A 17,738-nucleotide genomic window follows, 5' to 3' on the forward strand; every position below is an offset into this window, starting at 1 on the left:
GTTTATATTTGAGTAACCAATCATACTATTTTGGAGCGCCAGAAAAAACAGAAAACTTACACTCCCAAAGAGGCTTTGGTAAAGGCGGCAGCCTACTGTGCCTACCAGGACCGCACCCAGCAAGAGGTGCGCGACAAGCTTTATACTTATGGCCTGGAACCCGACGATGTAGAAGAGCTGATTGTGCGCCTGAGCCAGGAAAAACTGATTGACGAGGAACGCTATGCCCAAAGCTATGTGCGCGGCAAGTATGGCCTGAAAAAATGGGGCCGCCGAAAAATTATGCAGGGCCTGAAAAGCAAAGGCATATCAGACTACTGCATTAAACAGGGCATGAAAGAAATTGACCCCGAAGCATACGAGCAAAACCTGCTGCAACTGCTGGAGAAAAAGAACGCCACCGAAAAAGAAAAGAACCCGTTTGCGCGCCGCCAAAAGCTGACCTACTTTTTAATGAGCAAGGGCTATGAAGGCGACCTGGTGCAGGAGGCGATTAAGGGACTGGAGAGTTAGAGAGTTTAGGAGTTGGAGAGGTAAAAAGGATTCTCAATGTAGAGACGCAATACTTTGCATCTTTTTTTGCTGCCGCTTAGCATCCGAGCAACTCGTGGCGATGCATGACGTCAGCTTCTATGGATTCCCCTCCTCGGAGGGGCTAAGGATGGGTTCTGTATGGCCAAAGTATAAAGTATGGCCTCGGCCTTTGCATTCTTGCTTTTTCAAAGCAAAGCAGTTGAAAACTGCCACCATTTTTAGCCACATTTACGCTTACGCTAAACTTGCGGCATGGACACCCTAATAACGAATAACCAACAACTAATAACCAATAACGACATCACCGCTTAGGTGGCAGTTTTGGATTCTCAATCCTGCGTTGCTGCACCAAAACCACGCGGCGGCCGGTAATTTCTTCGAGCATCGGCTTTAGCACTTTTTCGGCGTTTTCCTGCGTCTGGCGAAGTATACCAGAGTTAAGGGCAGCTTTCTTTACATTCTGCTCGGCATATTTGTAGCTTTCCTCTACCAATGCAGCATCCTGGAAATAGGTGTTTTCCTTACTAAATACTTTAGACTTGCTGTGGTCTACTTTGTAATAGCAGATCTCTGGCTCGGGCACCCCGATCTGCACCAGCGAATCGCCTTCAAACACAATATCTGCGGCTGTTATTTTGGTAAAGTCCACGCAGCCCACGGCCTCCCCGCTAACTATAAGCACCACTTTAGAATTGGGTACAAAGCGGGACACGTTCTTCTCATACTCCACCACATCCTTAAAATTGTAGCGCACCAGTTCCATCTTGCCCAGGTCCTCTACCGAGGTTAAAACTGTGTTATAATTAACAACCACTTTAGGCTCTTTGTCGGAGGCATCGTCTCCAAAAAAGCCTTTAGCAAAACGCCAGAATAGGAACCCGGCTACCAAGACGATGATCCAGGGTATAAGTTTAATTACGAGTCGGAGTAGGGGCATGGCAGCTGCTTATCTAATACTTTTTTATGAGCGATAATCTTGTAATTTTACGCTTTTACAACTCTGTTAAGTACCAATAAGTTGCACTTGAACCCACGCTGGCTAACAATTACCCCCTCCTGCGAAAAAAAAATCCAGATAGCCTTTATAGTGCTTTGGGTAACGCTGCACCTAGTTATGTATTGGATACATGGTGTCAGGACGACTGATGACACGAAGCATTTTCTAAACTATGCTGCCAACATACTTGAGAATAACACACTTGCTGATAACTACTATTTGAAGTATGCAGGGTACCCCGTTTTCCTGGCTCTACTGTTCAAATTAGGCTTAGGTCTCAGCGGAGTCGTCTTTTTTCAGACGCTTTTGTCAGGCTTTGCAACCATACTTTTCTATAAAGCTACACGAAAGCTAGCCGGCAATGCAATAGCTCCCATAGTGGCTACTTTTATACTTATTGTATGGTACGACCTGCAGTTTTTCCATGCTTTCATACTTACAGAGTCGCTTTATATCAGCTTAATGTTGATCTCTTTCTATTTGCTGGTAAGAGCTAGGAATGTAATGCAGTCTGTGTGGGCTCTTCCTTTTGTTATACTGGTAGCTTTAATCCGGCCAAACGGCTTTATTGCTGTTGTGGCATACCTGGGCTACCAGATGGCAATAGCCTATCAAGCTGCACCTAGCAAAAAAGCTAAAATAACTTTGCTTATGTTTGTGGTAGCGGTTCCGGTAGCAGCTGTTGTTGTTGTAGATCAGTATTTGCTAACCGGCTTTACTATAGTAGAGACTTATGAAAAGGGAGAGGTAATTTATTTGTACAGAGATTTACTTGTATACCCAGATAAGCCAATTATTGTGCCTCCGGCAGAGGTATCGCCGCTTACCAAGATGTTTCTTTTTGTGCGTGACAACACGTCATACTTCTTCCGCATGTCGGCTTGGAGGTTCTTTCTTTTCTGGGGAAATGTAAAGCCTTTTTTCTCAACCCTACACAATCTTGTTATTGGCGGAGTATTATACCCACTGTACTTCTTTACTGTAAAAGCCATGGCCGATACCAAAAGAATGCCAGTGCCGCTAACTGTGTTTGTGGCTTCCCTGTTACTGCAGCAGTGTTTTATTACCACCGTAACAAGCGAAGACTGGATGGGGCGCTTTTTGATGAGTGTCGTGTCCTTTGTGTTCATGTTCGGCAGCATTGGCCTTAGCTGGCAGCTGGAAAAATGGCGGGCAAAGTATAAAACTGCGTCTAAAGCTGCAGTCCCAGCCGCTCCCTGAAACCCGCATTACCCTGTAGTCCGCCAGTGTGCACGGCTACGATGGTGCTGCCTTTTTCAAAGTAACCTCGCTTGATCAAATCGTACAGGCCATACATCATTTTACCAGTGTAGATGGGCTCCAGCGGAATCTGGTGCTGCTCCTGGAATTGCTGAATAAACGCCACCAGCTCCGGCTTTACTTTGGCATAGCCTCCGAAATGATAATCTGTAACAAGCTGCCAGTTGCTATACTTTTGCCCAGAGTAATTGTACACGAGTTCTTCTATCTCCTGCTGCAGAAACTCGCCTCCCTTTAGGGCCGGAAAGCCCAACACCTGCTTCTCTCCTGCCAGTCCGGCAATGATGCCTGCTATGGTTCCTCCTGTACCAGAAGCACAGCAGATATAGTCGTAGTTTATGTTTATTTCCTGAACAATCTCGGTACAGCCTTTTACAGCCAGGTTATTGGTGCCACCTTCCGGAATGATATAGGGGTTGTCGAATCGTGTTGCTAGTTCCTCAAGAAAAACTTTGTCTTGTTTGTGCCTATACTTTTCACGGGAGATGTAGTGCAGCTCCATGTCACAGGATGTTGCAAAGCTTAAGGTTGGATTTAGGGGCAGGTGCTCTTCTCCCCTGATGATGCCGATGGTTTTGAAGCCATACGCTTTGCCAGCCGCTGCCGTGGCGGCTATGTGATTAGAATAGGCACCGCCAAAAGTTAGAAGTGTGCTTTTCTGCTGCTCTCTAGCGGCCTGCAGGTTATACTTTAGCTTGCGCCACTTATTACCCGAGATGTGTGGATGCAGCAGGTCCTCACGCTTTATCCAGAGCGTAACTTCATGTGCTTCCAGCAGCGGGTCTTTTAGCTTTTGCAGTGGGGCTTCCATAGTGTAAAGGTACGCACTTATTCCTGATGCTGAGTTGTGGTCCTAAACATCGTAGAGTTCTGGCCTGCATTATGTTTCAGATTTCTCCCGTTGGTCGAAATGACAGTGTACCTAGAGTACAAAAAAGAAGCCCCAGCGTTAACTGAGGCCTCCATTTATACTTTAAACTTCAAACTCTTAACTTTTAACTTTATCAACTATCTCCTCCCGCTGCTTTTTCTTAACACCGTAGGCAATAGCACCCAGCACTACCAGAATCAGTAAAATAGACGAAACCATAGAGATGGTATTGCCCATAAAGTATGATTTAGGCGCAAACTTAAACTCGATAGTATGTTTACCGGCCGGCACCTGCATGGCACGCAGAATGTAGTTGGCACGGATGTGGTCCACTGGTTCGTCATCCAGGAAAGCTTGCCAGCCATCTGCATAGTATACTTCTGAGAAAACAACCATACCCTCCTGCGCTGCCTGGTATTCATACTTCAGGTAGTTCGGGTTATACTCTACCAGTTCAATATTGGCATTATCAGCAGTATAGTTCTGCTTTTGTACCGGGAATTTCGTTACGTCAACCACCGCTGTTTTAGAGGCATCAAAATCACCAATGGCCTCCAGTTCTGCATCAGGGGTTTGCACCGGCTTCACCTTCTCCACAAACCAGGCATTACCCAAGGCTCCCGGCACTCGCTGTACAGGTTGTTGTTGGTCGCCGGTAATAGCATAACGGGTATTCAGCATGCGGTATACTTCCAGGTTATTCTGAGAGATATGGCGGTCTATTACATCCTGGTAGCGACGCAGCTTGGCTCCATGGTACCCGCCAATCGATTTATGGAAGTATGAGGTGCGGGCATCGTTAAACGGATTTGGCAAGTAGATCACACGGTAGCTCAGGTCCTTGTCCTGCAGAATCATCTGGTCGGCCTGCGTTGGCTGGAAGTAGTTTGCCACCACTTGTCTTTGGAAATCATCGTTGTTCAGGTAACGCTTGTCCACCATCCACAGGTCAGCAAGTATAAGCAAGCCCACACCAGCCATAGCTACAGTAGCCGATATTTTGTTCTTTACAAAAAAGTATAGCAAGCCCGCCGCTAGAAGTATAAATACAAGAGAACGCAGGGCATCAGAACGCATCATCCCTTCGCGGTCAGCACGGATGGCATCGATCGGGAACTGCGCCTGCATCAGTTGCTGGTCTACTGGGGATGTGAAGCTAGCCGTGCCGGCAAAAAGCCAAACCAGTAAGCAAATGCCTCCGGTTATACCTCCTGAAATCAGTAGTTTTCTGTCAAGGTCTTTGATCTGACCATAATCTTTGAACAGTCTCCACAATGCCAGCATAGCCAAAAACGGTATCGTGATCTGGGCAATAACCAACGCCGACGACACCGCCCTGAACTTGTTGTATAGCGGGAAGTAGTCGAACATGAAGTAGTTGAACGCCTCGAAGTTTTTACCCCAGGCCAGCACAATGGAAAGTATGGTACCTGCCACCAGCCAGCTCGTCCAACGGCGATCCACTATGAAAAGCCCCAGCACAAACAAAAATACCACAATGGCACCCACATAAACCGGGCCGCTGGTCATGGGCTGAGGGCCCCAGTACATTGGCAGGCCTTGCTTCACGATCTGCTCGGCCTGCACCGGCGGCGCACCCAATTTAAGTAAAGCGTTGTATGTCTCGGAGTCGGTATCTAAAGAGGCGCTGCTGCTGCCTCCGTAGAAGTCAGGTATCAGCAGCGTAATGGTTTCGCTAACGCCGTAGCTCCAGTTAAATGCATACTCACGGTCCAGACCGCTGCCCACATTCTCGCCGCTGTTTGGCTGCGTAAGCTCCGATTTGCCCCTGATGCTATGCTTGCTGTATTCGGCGGTAGTATAAAGCCTGCCGAAGTTTACGCCCACTGCAAGTATGGCTGCAATGGCCAGCACAGCACCGCGTTTAAGCAGCTCTGCTATGGTGCCGTTCTTTACTGTAAACCCAACCTCCACAACACCAAACACGATGATCAAAAGCAGCATGTAATAGGTCATCTGCAAATGGTTAAAATGCAGGTTCAGCGTAAGGCCTAGCGCAAACAGTGCGGCACCCAGCCACAGGTTGCGGCGCAGCGCCACAATAATGCCAGCCAGCACCATCGGTATGTAAGCAATGGTAAGCGATTTGGTGTTATGCCCCGCCTCCAGAATAATGATGTTGTAGGAGGTAAACGCAAAGGCGACAGCCCCTATGATAGACAACCACGAGCTCATGCCCATGGCTACAAATAGGATATAAGCGCAAAGCAGCGTAATGAAGATATTACCCGCCAGCGCAGGCATGTCGAAGGTAAGTATACTATGGATTACACCAGACCAGTCGCCGGGATAGCGGGTGTTGATAAGGTAAGAAGGCATGCCACTGAACATGGAGTTTGTCCAGAGGGCCTCTTCGCCGGTTCGTTCACGGTAGTCCTGTATCTCTTTGGCTCCGCCTTTAAACTGCAGGATGTCGTGTTGCGAAAGGCCTTTGTCTTCGAACAGAACCGGCGCAAAGTAAACTGCCGTCAGAAGTAAAAAAACTGCTACAGCAATAATGTGTGGGAGCACATCACGCTTGAAGTTGAAGGGTGTTGTCATATCTTTCAAAATCCTAAAAACAGGAGTTGAAAGATACTAGATTTATTTTACTTCTTCATAATCCACATACTCACCGCCATCGAAATCCTTGCGGTCTTTCTGGTCTGGTATGTAGTCTATTTTAACGCCTCCTTTGGTTTTGCCGTTGTTCTGGCTGTTGTTTTTGTGAAAATCCTGGTAAGCCTGTTGCTGCTGCTTCATGTTGGAGTAAAAGAACGTGCCGTTGCGAAGGCTCTTCTTCAAGAACATACCGATCAGGAACCTGAACAACACAGGGGCCACCATCCGGATGAAAAAGATAATAAGTAGGGTAACGAATATGAATTTGATCATGCTAATGCTTGCTTAAAGGATTTACTGCCGAAACAGTACTTATTCCATTATACAATTCTCTTGCCAACGTTTTGTGTATGACGTTTTGGCGTAGTATTGCAAAGATAAGAAGTATAGTTGTTTAATGCTTAGGAGTGTGGGTTAGTTCCGGAGTTGTTTGTGGAGTAGGATTATACTTCCAGCTTTAAATAGTAATTCAAAATCTGAATTCTTGCTTTTCTATCTATCTGGCTGTATTTCTCGGTCTTATTAACTTATTGTTTTATAGTTTGCTTTGGTGCGCTCAAGGCCGCGTGGCCTCGCCCTTGGCCATCGCGCTGCTTTCGCTTCCTTAGCTCCTGACGTCGCAATGCCTCGCTGAAGCTCGTCACCGGAACCTCTCGAGGCGCTCAGTCCAAGGACTGGGATGGACACTTCTTCGTAGGCGCCTGTCGCGACTGGCTAGCAAGTATAAATTAGTAATGGCAGAAGTTCCCCGCCTTGGACAAGGAGGGGATTAAGGGGTGGTTTGACCCGGCATTGTGGAAATTCCCCTCTCGAGAGGGGGCAGGGGTGTGTAATCGTCTGCAGAAACTCCCCCTCCTGTTTTTAGGAGGGGCTAGGGGAGGTAATTCCCCTCTTGAGAGGGGCGCAGGGGTGTGTCAATCGTATGCAGAAAACCCACAAAACCAGTCTGGAGACTCGCACCCACCAAGCGGCACCAGCTGGATGCTGGCGCCAGACAGAGTAGCAAATCCCGTGTTATTAGGGCCGGGGTGAGGTATTACCTTCCCTTGCCGAAGCTGGCCTGCAAGCCAAGCGATGGGATGAAGGTTAGCCCGGAGAAGCTGTGGCTGATATTGTTCAGCAGATTGTAAGTACCATAGTCCTGGTAATAGATAGTGATGGCAGGCACCAGGTAAACATACTTAAAGCCTATTCTGGCATTGGCAAACAGGCCGTAAGAGCCGAAGCTGTTAGTCTCCATCAGTGGATTTACCCTATCCACTTCGCCTCCCACTTTTTTAAAGAGCTTGCCCGGTTCAAAGCCATACTTGATAAAAGTGTGGTTGTACACTGCGCCAAAAGCTATACTTCCCTTTTCTTCCTCAGGACCAAAAGACTTGCTAAAGATCAATGGCACGGATATGTCTTTACGCTTGGCAGTAAACATTAATACAGGCTGTAGTTTATCCAGGAACAGTTTGTCTACCCACTCTGAACTTTGCCCGGCATACTGCAAGCCAATGCTACCATACCACTCGCCAACTCCCGGGTTCTCAGGAGTGCCCACAGGGCCTAAAAACTGGTACTGCGTATCGAACACATGCACCCCGGATGCATACTTATAGCCAACATCTACACGGGGAGCCAGGCCGTAACGCAGGTAAAAGTCAAATGTGGGGCCTACGGGATCAAGCGCGTAAGCCAGCAGCGCCTTAGTTGCAGTTTCAATCTCTTTATCGTAGAACACGGAGTCTTTCTTGGCAATGGCGTCCACAGTGGCCTTTGCAATATCGTCCAGTTGCCCGATCGGCTCGGTGGCAATGTTGCCGCCAAAGTTGATACCTGCTTTAAACTTGCCCGGGGCCGTTACCTTACCAGAGTTAATTACTGCACGCGGGGCAGTACAGCCAGCCGCCAGAACTATCAGAAGCAAAAAAGCACATACTGACTTGCCCTTCCAAAGTATACTTCCTTTCATAACTAAAAACTTAACAAAAACTTTCTCTACGGTTTACTTGCCTTCCCGGCGCTGTTTGCACATCAATTATCCGGCCATGTTTGGCTCCGAATCAACATTACGGTCAAATTCAAAAAAAGAAAAGCCCTCCCCTGTTTTAAGGGAGGACTTAACTATACTTTATATTTACCCTCTGCTGTTTTTAGGCGGGGGTAGGAAAGGGTTACTTACTCAGGTATAAATTCCGCTCGGAGTATACTTTGGTAAAATAGTCATCGTACAAGTCATCGATAAAGTATATCGCCTCGCCTGTTGACTTCATCTCCGGACCGAGCTCCTTGTTCACTTCCGGGAACTTGTTGTATGAGAATACCGGCACTTTTATGGCGTATCCCTCTCTGTGCGGGTTAAACTTGAAGTCTTTCACCTTAGCGTGCCCCAGCATGATTTTGGTAGCATAATTGATATATGGCTCACGGTATGCCTTGGCAATGAACGGGAACGTACGCGATGCACGTGGGTTAGCCTCGATAATGTATACTACCTCATCTTTGATCGCAAACTGTATGTTTATTACACCAACAGTGTTCAGGGCAACGGCAATCTTTTTGGTGTGCTCCTCGATCTGCTTCATCACGTTTTCGCTCAGGTCAAACGGAGGAAGTACTGCGTATGAGTCGCCGGAATGAATACCTGCCGGCTCGATGTGCTCCATGATACCGCAGATGTACACATCCTCACCGTCGCAGATCGCATCGGCCTCTGCTTCAATGGCATTGTCAAGGAAGTGGTCAAGCAGCACTTTGTTACCCGGATGATCTTTCAGCAGGTCAATTACGTGGGCCTCCAGTTCCTTGTCGTTGATCACGATCTTCATGTTCTGGCCACCCAGTACGTAGCTAGGACGCACCAACAGCGGGAACTTCAGTTCTTTGCTAAGCTCAATTGCTTCCTCAGCAGTCTCGATAACCGCAAATGGCGGGTAAGGTATACCCAGATCACGCAGCAGCGAAGAGAAAGAACCACGATCCTCAGCAAGGTCAAGGGCCTGGTAGCTGGTACCCATTACTTTAATACCGTAGCGATCCAGTTTCTCGGCCAGCTTCAGGGCAGTTTGTCCGCCCAGCTGCACAATTACGCCTTCTGGCTTCTCATGCAAAATGATCTCGTAGATATGCTCCCAGAACACCGGCTCAAAGTATAGCTTGTCCGAAATATCGAAGTCTGTACTTACCGTTTCAGGGTTACAGTTGATCATGATGGTTTCGTAGCCGCACTCTTTGGCAGCCAGCACACCATGCACGCAGCTGTAGTCGAACTCAATGCCCTGACCGATTCGGTTCGGACCAGAACCAAGCACCACTACTTTTTTCTTATCCGTAACAACGCTTTCGTTCTCGCCCTCAAATGTGCTGTAGAAGTATGGCGTTTTGGCCTCGAACTCGGCAGCACAGGTATCCACCATTTTGTAGACACGTCTGAGGCCCAGCTCCTGGCGCACGTTAAATACTTCACTCTCTTTGCAACGCAGCAAATGGGCAATTTGCCTGTCGGCGTAGCCTTTAACTTTCGCCTCTTTGAGCAACTCTGCAGGCAGCGTAGAAAGGTTATACTTTTCAATTTCCTTCTCCAGCATATCCAGTTCCTCGATCTGCGCCAGGAACCATGGGTCGATCTTGGTCAGGTTTTGGATGGTGCTGGTAGGGATACCGATGCGCATGGCATCTTTTATACTGAACAGCCTGTTCCAGCTTGGATTTTTCAGACTGTCGATCAGGTAGTTGTAGTCGGTTTTCTCTTTTCCGTCAGCACCCAGGCCGTTGCGCTTTATCTCTAAGCTCTGGCAAGCCTTCTGCAACGCCTCCTGGAAGGTACGGCCAATGCCCATCACCTCACCCACCGACTTCATCTGCAGGCCCAGCGTGCGGTTCACACCCGGGAATTTGTCGAAGTTCCAGCGAGGGATCTTCACGATCACGTAGTCCAGGGCTGGCTCAAAGTATGCCGAGGTTGTTTTGGTGATGGCGTTTTTCAGCTCATCCAGGTTATAGCCAATGGCCAGTTTGGCCGCAATTTTCGCGATTGGGTAACCCGTGGCTTTAGAAGCCAGGGCCGATGAACGCGACACGCGTGGGTTAATTTCGATGGCAATGATGGTGTCATCATCAGGGTTTACAGAGAACTGCACGTTACAGCCGCCCGCAAACTGCCCGATGCCGTTCATCATCTTGATGGCCAGGTCGCGCATCTGCTGGTACACCGTGTCTGGCAATGTCATGGCCGGGGCCACTGTGATAGAGTCGCCGGTATGCACGCCCATTGGATCGAAGTTCTCGATAGAACAGATGATGATCACGTTGCCGATGTTGTCGCGCAGCAGCTCCAGCTCATACTCTTTCCAGCCAAGTATACTTTGCTCGATAAGCACCTCGTGTACCGGGCTTGCGTGCAGGCCACGGGTAAGGGCAGCGTCGAACTCCTCAGGTGTGTTTACGAAGCCGCCGCCGTAGCCGCCCAGCGTAAACGAAGGGCGGATTACCAGCGGGAAACCGATCTCCTGCGCAATTTCTTTACCTTCCAGAAACGAAGTGGCCGTCTCGCCTTTACAAACGTTAACGCCAAGCTCCAGCATTTTCAGTCGGAACTCCTCACGGTCTTCGGTAGTCTCGATGGCTTTGATATCCACCCCGATGATTTTTACGCCATACTTTTGCCAAATGCCCGCTTTATCGCAGTCAATTGCCAGGTTAAGAGCGGTTTGCCCACCCATAGTAGGCAGCACGGCATCTATCTTATGCTTTTCTAAGATCTCTATTATATACTTTTTCTCCAGTGGCTTCAGGTAAACATGGTCTGCCGTAACCGGGTCGGTCATGATAGTAGCCGGGTTGGAGTTGATAAGTATAACCTCTATCCCCTCTTCGCGGAGCGAACGGGCAGCCTGGGAGCCGGAGTAATCGAATTCACAAGCCTGACCAATAATGATAGGCCCGGAGCCAATGATCAGTACAGATTTAATGGAGGTGTCTTTAGGCATGGTGTGGTATGTATAAATTGCCCAAAGTTAGTGTAAAATGTTGGGGGGTACAAAAGAAAAATGTGCTTTATCTGTTTTGCCCCCTCCTGTATGGCTATACCTGACCTGCTAACAGATGCTTGTTTATTCTTAAAACCCCTCAGAACATAGCAGGGTGCGCACTTTATACTTAGGCTATTACCCGATCACGGTTCTACAGAGTGCTTTATTGCAGCATCCGGGCACAAACAATTACTACACCGTACGTAAACTATACTTACAGACCTATTAGATAAAAAAATGAAAGATCCGAAAGAAGACGATATCATCACAAACGCTGATGAAAGCAAGCGCCTGCCAGACGAGAACCCTGAGCCATTGGAAGGTGTCAAGAAAGACGAGACAGAAATTAAGTCCGTGGACATAATGGACGACGAGTACGAAGGCAAAGAAGAAGCCGGAAATGTTGCTGCGAAAAACGAAGAAGACACACGAAAGTTGGACGGCAGCAACGCAAATAATCTGCGTACAAAGTAGCATACTCTGGTTAAAAGCCTTTCACGCTCAGTACAGGCCGTGAAAGGCTTTTTTTAACACCCCCCTAAATTGCATCACTCCCCTACCAACACATTTCCATAACACAGGAGAAATGCGTTAAAACAACAATGTTATTATTATGATTTTTTATGTTAAAAATTTGATTTTAAGATATTAATTAGTATCATTACTATATGTAAAAATCAAACTATAAATCTGCTCCAGATGATATGTTTCGACTCAGAATATCTGCACGTTGAGCTTTATGAGGGACCTAATGTATTGGTTTCGCAGTGGTATGGCAAATGCACCAGCCAGCAGTACCGCGAAGCCTTGTTAAGGTTTAACTCTTACGTAAGGCTTTATAATGTGCGCTATGCCATTGCCGACAGGCGGTTGCTACCTGCTTTGGCACCCGAAGATGTTGATTGGACAACAAACGAGTTTTTAGAGTTATTCTCTCAGTTACCATTAAAACGCTTTGCCATACTTAATTCCTTTGATGAAGATGCTGTCATAGACTTCACCCGCCTGGCTCATAGCAAGCGTTTCCCTGTTCCCTTCGAGATACAGGAGTTTGAAGACCTGACCTCTGCCTACGACTGGCTGGTTTCTGTAGAGGCCTAAGTTCAGATCATCGGCGAACCAGTTTCTGGCAAACGTCTTTTCAGTTCTATTACCTGATTTCCTACTCTTACTTCTTACTTCCGGGTAAGTTCTCACCGAATACAAGTACAATTGCAACGAAAACGGTATATTAGGGTACTGTTTGAACACGTTGTACATGATAAAACCTTACATGTTGGTTGCCTGCCTGCTATTGCCCTTGCACTTGCTTTGGGCAAGCCCTTCCGATACCCTGCTGTTGCAGCAGCACGTAACGCGGCTTACCGGTACGGCAAAAGCCAGAAACCACCAGAATTTAACAGAACTAAACCAGGCCGCCGACTACATTAAGGCTGAGTTTTCCAGGTTAAACGGCCATACCCGCGAACAGGCATACGTTGTGGACGGGGACACATTCCGCAATATTATTTTTACAGCCGGCCCCGCAAATGCACCACGGCTTGTGATAGGTGCCCACTACGATGTATGTGGCAACCAGCCAGGCGCCGACGACAATGCCAGCGGCGTGGCAGGATTGCTGGAACTGGCAAGGCTCCTGCAAAACCATACTTTGCCCTTCCTGATAGAGTTTGTAGCTTATACTTTAGAAGAGCCGCCATACTTCCGCACCACACACATGGGCAGCTATGTACATGCCGAAAGTCTGGCCAAACAAAAAGCGGAGGTAATAGGCATGGTGTCGCTGGAGATGATCGGTTACTTTAAAGATGAAAAAGGTACGCAGCAATACCCAATAGCCCCTATGAAAGCTTTTTACGGCACCAAAGGAAATTACATTGCCGTAGTGCAACGCTTTGGCAACGGCAGGTTCGGCCGCAGTTTCCTGCGTGATTTTAACCGCGCTGCCAACCTGCCGGTAAAATCGCTTAAGGCGCCTGCCGCTATACCCGGCGTAGATTTCTCTGATCACCTTAATTACTGGCATTTCGGGTTCAGTGCCCTGATGATCACCGATACCTCTTTCTACAGAAACAAAAACTACCATCAGCCCACCGACACAGTTCATACCCTGGATTTTGCGCGGATGGCTGACGTGGTAAACGGAGTTTATAAAACCATACTTTCCTTCAGGTCCTGACTTAAATGCTTTACACTATACTTAAACTTATTTACCAGGCTGGCCTGTGGGTATTCTTCAGGAAACTTGAGGCCCGCAACCGCCACCTGATCCCGGACAAAGGGCCGTTGCTGGTCGTATCCAATCACCCTAATACCTTCATGGACCCCATTGTGGCGGCCTCGTTGCTGAAGCAGCCGGTATACTTTATTGCCAAAAGCACTGTGTTTGGGGGCAAGTTCCAGAATTGGATGTTGCGCCAGATGCACCTTATCCCGATAAATCGCCGCGAAGACAGTCCAGAGCAGCCAGTAAGCAACGAGGAAGCTTTTGCAGCCAGCTTCAAGGCACTAAGGCAAGGGAAAACCATACTTATATTTCCGGAAGGCAACAGTTTTAACCAGCGCCGCCTGCGTAAGATAAAAACCGGCACTGCACGCATAGCGTTGGGCGTAGAGGCAGAGAACCAGAGCCTGCTTGGCCTTAAAATTCTGCCCGTGGGACTAAACTACTCAGCTCCTACCCGATTCCGCAGCGAGGTTTTCGTAAATTTTGGTGAGCCGATCTCAGTTGACAAGTATAGCCAGGCATTTGAGCAAGACCCGCAGGGCACCGTGCTGGCTTTAACCGAAGATATCAGGCACAGCCTGGAGAAACTCATCATCCATACCCCAACCGACGAAGAGGATGAACTGGCACGGCAGGTAGAGTTACTTTATAAAGAAAAAATTGCGGCAGCGGCACCCAGCAACGCGCCGCCACATGAGCACAGCTTTATACTTAGTCGTGCCATTGTAAAAAGTATAAACTACTTTAGCCAGACAGCGCCTGCACGCGTAGCCACCTTAAAGCACAACATCAGCAACTACATGCTGCAGCTGAAAAGACTACAGCTTCGCGATGCCATATTGGGTATGGGGCACCAGGATATCGTCCGGAGGAGCATGATGGGGCTATTGTTTATGGTGGTGGGATTTCCGGTGTACGTATACGGGTTGGTGCACAACTACCTGCCCTACATTATACCTTCTAAAGTTGCCCGGGCTGTAACAAAGGAAGAAGAGTGGTATGCCCCTATCATGCTGACCACCGGCATCTTTAGTTTCCCTGTTTTCTATGCCTTGGAGATATGGCTGGTAGCATACTGGTTCGATGTTGGTTTGCCATGGCTGATGTTGTATGCTTTCAGCCTGCCCTTGAGCGGCTTTTTTACGCTGGCCTACTGGAACAAGCTGGTGCGCACGCAAGAGCACTGGCTGCTGCTTCGCCTGTTCTTCAAGCGCCAGCACGTGGTAGATAACTTGCGGGCACAGCGCACCGCCATACTAACAGAGCTCGAACAGGCAAGGCAAGACTACCTGCAGCAACGCCAGGAGCCAGCCTCCTGAAAGCAGTTTATCTATTTAACCCTGTGCTTCGTAAAATAAGCAGACCAATATTCGAAACAATGAAAAGAACATATGCATTTATACTTGCCGGCACTCTGCTGGCTGCCACAACACTAACTGGCTGCGATACCGACACCACCACAGGCGTAGACGTGGAAACTACAGAAAATGAAGTGGATGGCCGCATGAACGAAGAATCGGAGGGCGACACGACCAATGAGAATATCAGCCCACTAGACACTGCTGCAACGCAGGAAACGACAGTGCCAACCATGTAATGCAGCTATAAAAAAAAAGCGGGGCCGGCTAAGTTTTAGCCGGCCCCGCTTTTTTTCGGTTAACTCAAGTTGCGATTAACCCAGCCCTAAAGAGCTGCGTTCGTTAGCTTAAAATGTTCGTTTTGGCTAGTCCAGAGGAGGGGAATTTTGTTCGTGCATGTAATTCCCCTCTTGAGAGGGGTGCAGGGGTTTGTTTACACCTGCCTGGTTTATCATATACTGCAACTTGAGTTAGTTAACCTTCTTCGTCCTCGCTGAGGGCGTAGCCCAAAGCTGCGGCCACCAGACCTCCTAAAAGGTAATAGCCCACCGTCATCAGCTGCGTTTGTGTGGTTCTGTTACTTGGTGCCTCTCCCAAACCTAACGGCCCGGGCAAGTATACCGCACCCAACCCGGCCGCAGCTCCCAGTGCGGCGCCACGCCACCAGGCATTGCTACCAGTACCCGCCAGGCTATAATAAAGCGAGTTGGACACCATATCACCGGCCAGTGCCCAGGTATGCAGCTCATCTTTATCCTGCGGGGGCTCTGCATCGGCTTTTGTCATTAGTTTTTCAATGGAGCGCATCCCCAGCACATCCATCCGGGGGGCATTGGGCACAAATCTGCGCATGGTTTCGTGCACCAGGGTAAGCGCCACAGCGCCTGCAAGGCCACCTGCCATGGCTTTTAATACGTTGTTCATAGCTTATACTTTATGGTTTAAAATCGGCTTATACTTTAACTGATGCACCATGCAAAGGTTATACTTCATGCCATCCTGCTTAATCTACCACCTTCATGATGAGTGCCTCCACGCTGTCTTTGCCTATCTTTCTTTCATCAGAGGGGCTGTCATATACCACCAGCACATGTTTTTCATCAAAAACGGCCAGGCCCTCGGCTTTGTCTTTACCGGAATTCTCGCCGGTGCCGTAGGGCACTTCGTGTAAGCGCTCCAGCTCGTTGTGGTGCACCATGTGCTCCGATCTGCCTACCAATGCCCCTGGCCACCTGTAGATAACGATTACCCCGTCCAGGTCCATGGTGGGGCCGGCCAGAATGTAGAGATCATCCCCGAAAACACGCAGCTCCCGGATGCCTTTGCCGCGCAGGTTCAGGAAATGCTTTTTATACCGGTGCTCGCCAGCCAGTTTTTTCAGATGAAGTCGGCCTTCCTTGTCCTCTTCAAGTTCGAGTTCCAGCACTATGGCCCAGCCCCGAAGCACAGGTCCACGCAAACCCAGGTAAATACGCTTACCATACGTGGCCAAGCCCTCAATATCAAAGCCATTGTCTTTGCCAGGTATACTCAGGAAAGGTCCTATGTGCTCATCTTCCTGCAGCGCTTCCGTTAACAAGCTGCTTGTTGTATCGCCGTGTAGTTGCGCGGCCCTGAGTTTGTGCCCCGGCTGTTCAGGGTCCTCTGCCTCTTTGTGCAACTCGTAGTGCCCTGTTTCCTCGTTTTTGATGATCGGGATACGTGCCAGCACATACCGGTTCGGGTCAGTGGCTACTTTTGCCAGGCGCTGCATCTGCTTTTTTATACTTTGATGGCGCTTCGGCTTCTTTCGTTTCAGGCTGTGAGAGCCAATGATCCAGAGGTAGCCGTTGGCAGTACCAATGCCTTCAATGTCTATTTCGCTTTTGTCTTTGGCAGGCAGGTCCAGGTATTTGGCTAGTTCAAAAGAAGTATGGTTGGCAAAAGAGCCGTCTTTCTGCAAGGTTAACCGCTCAATGGTGGTTCTCTCATCGCAGCACAACCACAGGTCGCCTTCGGTGCGCAGGGCAGCCGATAGCCCGTCGCGCACGTGCTTGTCGTGTAAAACACTAAGCTCAGGGTTAAAATGAAGTATAACTTTTTTTGCCATGCCTGATCATTTTACTGAAGTATACTATTACGTGGATATCTGCGTGCAGTATAGCTGCTTTAGGCATAAACGCTGCTACTATACTTTACAAAAAAACAGGCGCCAGACATTATTGCCTGGCGCCTGCGCTCTATATGCTGTTACGGTTCTATCTTGGGCTGATATTTGGCGAACCGCCTTTATTTTTCTTGGTCTTGTTTTTAGAGGCTAGTGAGCTCACTTTGTTTTTAAGCTGTGCCTTATTTTTGGATCCCATTGCCAGCCAGCCTGCTCCTAGTGCCAACAAAGAACCGCCAATAACTTTCTGAGTAGTTGACAGGCTATTTACCTTCTGCATGGCTGTGTTGCCAAATTGCTGAAGCTTGTCCTGAATATCCTTCATTCCACCCTGTCCGGTTGTAGCCTGCTGGCTGCTGCGGCCCTGTGCCGAACCAGTATTTCCAGTGCTTTTGTTTGACTGGTTAAACTGCGAAGACTGAGAAGAACCTGATATAGAGGAACTGCTTGAGCTACCAAAATTACCTGATTCTTTATTTTGTGAGGCGCTTGCAGATGGGTTGCTGCTTGATGAGCTCTGCATGCTGCTCTGAGACGAAGTTGATGTTTTATTGCTAGGGTTATTCTGTTTGTTTTCCATGACCTATAAATAATTAAAGTTAAATCTTTATTTTATCCAATAAAAAGCCTTTCCAGCGGTAAAAGCTTAAAAGGCTCTAGATATATTCTATCGCGAAATTTTATCGG

Annotated in this window: 16 protein-coding genes; 7 read left to right on the forward strand and 9 right to left on the reverse strand. The window is 48.3% G+C overall.

The window, feature by feature from the left end; all coding sequences use genetic code 11:
* Positions 1–30: 30 nt before the first annotated feature.
* Positions 31–513, forward strand: a complete 483-nt coding sequence (locus AC4BAP_RS15395) for a regulatory protein RecX (RefSeq protein WP_490583559.1) — start codon at positions 31–33, stop codon at positions 511–513.
* 322 nt (positions 514–835) lie between these two features.
* On the opposite strand, the gene AC4BAP_RS15400 is transcribed toward AC4BAP_RS15395, so the two are convergent.
* Positions 836–1,471, reverse strand: coding sequence for a DUF4230 domain-containing protein (locus AC4BAP_RS15400; protein ID WP_490583560.1), 636 nt, complete (start codon positions 1,469–1,471; stop codon positions 836–838).
* A 177-nt stretch (positions 1,472–1,648) separates the two neighbouring features.
* Between AC4BAP_RS15400 and AC4BAP_RS15405 the strand changes: the two genes are divergently transcribed.
* Positions 1,649–2,752 carry a hypothetical protein gene (locus tag AC4BAP_RS15405; protein ID WP_490583561.1) on the forward strand — a complete coding sequence of 368 codons (1,104 nt, stop codon included), beginning with the start codon at positions 1,649–1,651 and terminating at the stop codon, positions 2,750–2,752.
* On the opposite strand, the gene AC4BAP_RS15410 is transcribed toward AC4BAP_RS15405, so the two are convergent.
* The 5 genes from AC4BAP_RS15410 to carB all read right to left on the reverse strand — a co-directional run bounded on the left by AC4BAP_RS15410 (position 2,724) and on the right by carB (position 11,278).
* On the reverse strand, positions 2,724–3,623 hold the full coding sequence (locus AC4BAP_RS15410) for a 1-aminocyclopropane-1-carboxylate deaminase/D-cysteine desulfhydrase (RefSeq protein WP_490583562.1): 900 nt from the start codon (positions 3,621–3,623) through the stop codon (positions 2,724–2,726). The two genes, AC4BAP_RS15405 and AC4BAP_RS15410, sit on opposite strands and share 29 nt — an antisense overlap.
* 177 nt (positions 3,624–3,800) lie before the next feature.
* Complete coding sequence (locus AC4BAP_RS15415; protein WP_490583563.1) at positions 3,801–6,245, reverse strand: YfhO family protein; 2,445 nt, start codon at positions 6,243–6,245, stop codon at positions 3,801–3,803.
* A gap of 42 nt (positions 6,246–6,287) precedes the next feature.
* The gene (locus AC4BAP_RS15420) at positions 6,288–6,578 is read right to left on the reverse strand and encodes a DUF4834 family protein (protein ID WP_490583564.1); all 291 of its coding nucleotides are present in this window, start codon (positions 6,576–6,578) and stop codon (positions 6,288–6,290) included.
* 763 nt (positions 6,579–7,341) lie between these two features.
* A complete protein-coding gene (locus AC4BAP_RS15425) occupies positions 7,342–8,262 on the reverse strand; it encodes a hypothetical protein (RefSeq protein WP_490583565.1) in 921 nt (306 codons plus the stop codon).
* Positions 8,263–8,464: 202 nt separating this feature from the next.
* A complete protein-coding gene (gene carB, locus AC4BAP_RS15430; RefSeq protein ID WP_490583566.1) occupies positions 8,465–11,278 on the reverse strand; it encodes a carbamoyl-phosphate synthase large subunit in 2,814 nt (937 codons plus the stop codon).
* Between the two features lie 279 nt (positions 11,279–11,557).
* On the opposite strand from carB, the gene AC4BAP_RS15435 reads away from it, so the two are divergent.
* The 5 genes from AC4BAP_RS15435 (at position 11,558) to AC4BAP_RS15455 (ending at position 15,144) form a co-directional block, all read left to right on the forward strand.
* Positions 11,558–11,794, forward strand: a complete 237-nt coding sequence (locus AC4BAP_RS15435) for a hypothetical protein (protein ID WP_490583567.1) — start codon at positions 11,558–11,560, stop codon at positions 11,792–11,794.
* Positions 11,795–12,019: 225 nt separating this feature from the next.
* Positions 12,020–12,421 carry a hypothetical protein gene (locus AC4BAP_RS15440; protein ID WP_490583568.1) on the forward strand — a complete coding sequence of 134 codons (402 nt, stop codon included), beginning with the start codon at positions 12,020–12,022 and terminating at the stop codon, positions 12,419–12,421.
* 157 nt (positions 12,422–12,578) lie between these two features.
* A complete protein-coding gene (locus AC4BAP_RS15445; protein WP_490583569.1) occupies positions 12,579–13,499 on the forward strand; it encodes a M28 family peptidase in 921 nt (306 codons plus the stop codon).
* 5 nt (positions 13,500–13,504) lie between these two features.
* A complete protein-coding gene (locus AC4BAP_RS15450) occupies positions 13,505–14,866 on the forward strand; it encodes a lysophospholipid acyltransferase family protein (protein ID WP_490583570.1) in 1,362 nt (453 codons plus the stop codon).
* A 59-nt stretch (positions 14,867–14,925) separates the two neighbouring features.
* Positions 14,926–15,144, forward strand: a complete 219-nt coding sequence (locus AC4BAP_RS15455) for a hypothetical protein (RefSeq protein WP_490583571.1) — start codon at positions 14,926–14,928, stop codon at positions 15,142–15,144.
* A gap of 235 nt (positions 15,145–15,379) precedes the next feature.
* On the opposite strand, the gene AC4BAP_RS15460 is transcribed toward AC4BAP_RS15455, so the two are convergent.
* From AC4BAP_RS15460 to AC4BAP_RS15470, 3 genes are all read right to left on the reverse strand, one after another.
* The gene (locus tag AC4BAP_RS15460) at positions 15,380–15,829 is read right to left on the reverse strand and encodes a hypothetical protein (RefSeq protein ID WP_490583572.1); all 450 of its coding nucleotides are present in this window, start codon (positions 15,827–15,829) and stop codon (positions 15,380–15,382) included.
* 79 nt (positions 15,830–15,908) lie between these two features.
* A complete protein-coding gene (locus AC4BAP_RS15465; protein ID WP_490583573.1) occupies positions 15,909–16,994 on the reverse strand; it encodes a DUF3616 domain-containing protein in 1,086 nt (361 codons plus the stop codon).
* Between the two features lie 148 nt (positions 16,995–17,142).
* A complete protein-coding gene (locus tag AC4BAP_RS15470) occupies positions 17,143–17,631 on the reverse strand; it encodes a hypothetical protein (RefSeq protein WP_490583574.1) in 489 nt (162 codons plus the stop codon).
* Positions 17,632–17,738 lie beyond the last annotated feature (107 nt).

The sequence above is a fragment of the Pontibacter sp. GD7 genome, assembly GCF_058216375.1.

Bases quoted from the DNA above. Each gene is read 5' to 3' on its own strand.
- AC4BAP_RS15460 (WP_490583572.1), bottom strand. From the start codon at position 15,829: ATGAACAACGTATTAAAAGCCATGGCAGGTGGCCTTGCAGGCGCTGTG.
- AC4BAP_RS15435 (WP_490583567.1), top strand. From the start codon at position 11,558: ATGAAAGATCCGAAAGAAGACGATATCATCACAAACGCTGATGAAAGC.
- AC4BAP_RS15455 (WP_490583571.1), top strand. From the start codon at position 14,926: ATGAAAAGAACATATGCATTTATACTTGCCGGCACTCTGCTGGCTGCC.
- AC4BAP_RS15410 (WP_490583562.1), bottom strand. From the start codon at position 3,623: ATGGAAGCCCCACTGCAAAAGCTAAAAGACCCGCTGCTGGAAGCACAT.
- AC4BAP_RS15415 (WP_490583563.1), bottom strand. From the start codon at position 6,245: ATGACAACACCCTTCAACTTCAAGCGTGATGTGCTCCCACACATTATT.
- AC4BAP_RS15470 (WP_490583574.1), bottom strand. From the start codon at position 17,631: ATGGAAAACAAACAGAATAACCCTAGCAATAAAACATCAACTTCGTCT.
- AC4BAP_RS15465 (WP_490583573.1), bottom strand. From the start codon at position 16,994: ATGGCAAAAAAAGTTATACTTCATTTTAACCCTGAGCTTAGTGTTTTA.
- AC4BAP_RS15445 (WP_490583569.1), top strand. From the start codon at position 12,579: ATGATAAAACCTTACATGTTGGTTGCCTGCCTGCTATTGCCCTTGCAC.
- AC4BAP_RS15440 (WP_490583568.1), top strand. From the start codon at position 12,020: ATGATATGTTTCGACTCAGAATATCTGCACGTTGAGCTTTATGAGGGA.
- AC4BAP_RS15400 (WP_490583560.1), bottom strand. From the start codon at position 1,471: ATGCCCCTACTCCGACTCGTAATTAAACTTATACCCTGGATCATCGTC.
- AC4BAP_RS15450 (WP_490583570.1), top strand. From the start codon at position 13,505: ATGCTTTACACTATACTTAAACTTATTTACCAGGCTGGCCTGTGGGTA.
- AC4BAP_RS15425 (WP_490583565.1), bottom strand. From the start codon at position 8,262: ATGAAAGGAAGTATACTTTGGAAGGGCAAGTCAGTATGTGCTTTTTTG.
- AC4BAP_RS15420 (WP_490583564.1), bottom strand. From the start codon at position 6,578: ATGATCAAATTCATATTCGTTACCCTACTTATTATCTTTTTCATCCGG.
- AC4BAP_RS15405 (WP_490583561.1), top strand. From the start codon at position 1,649: ATGTATTGGATACATGGTGTCAGGACGACTGATGACACGAAGCATTTT.
- carB (WP_490583566.1), bottom strand. From the start codon at position 11,278: ATGCCTAAAGACACCTCCATTAAATCTGTACTGATCATTGGCTCCGGG.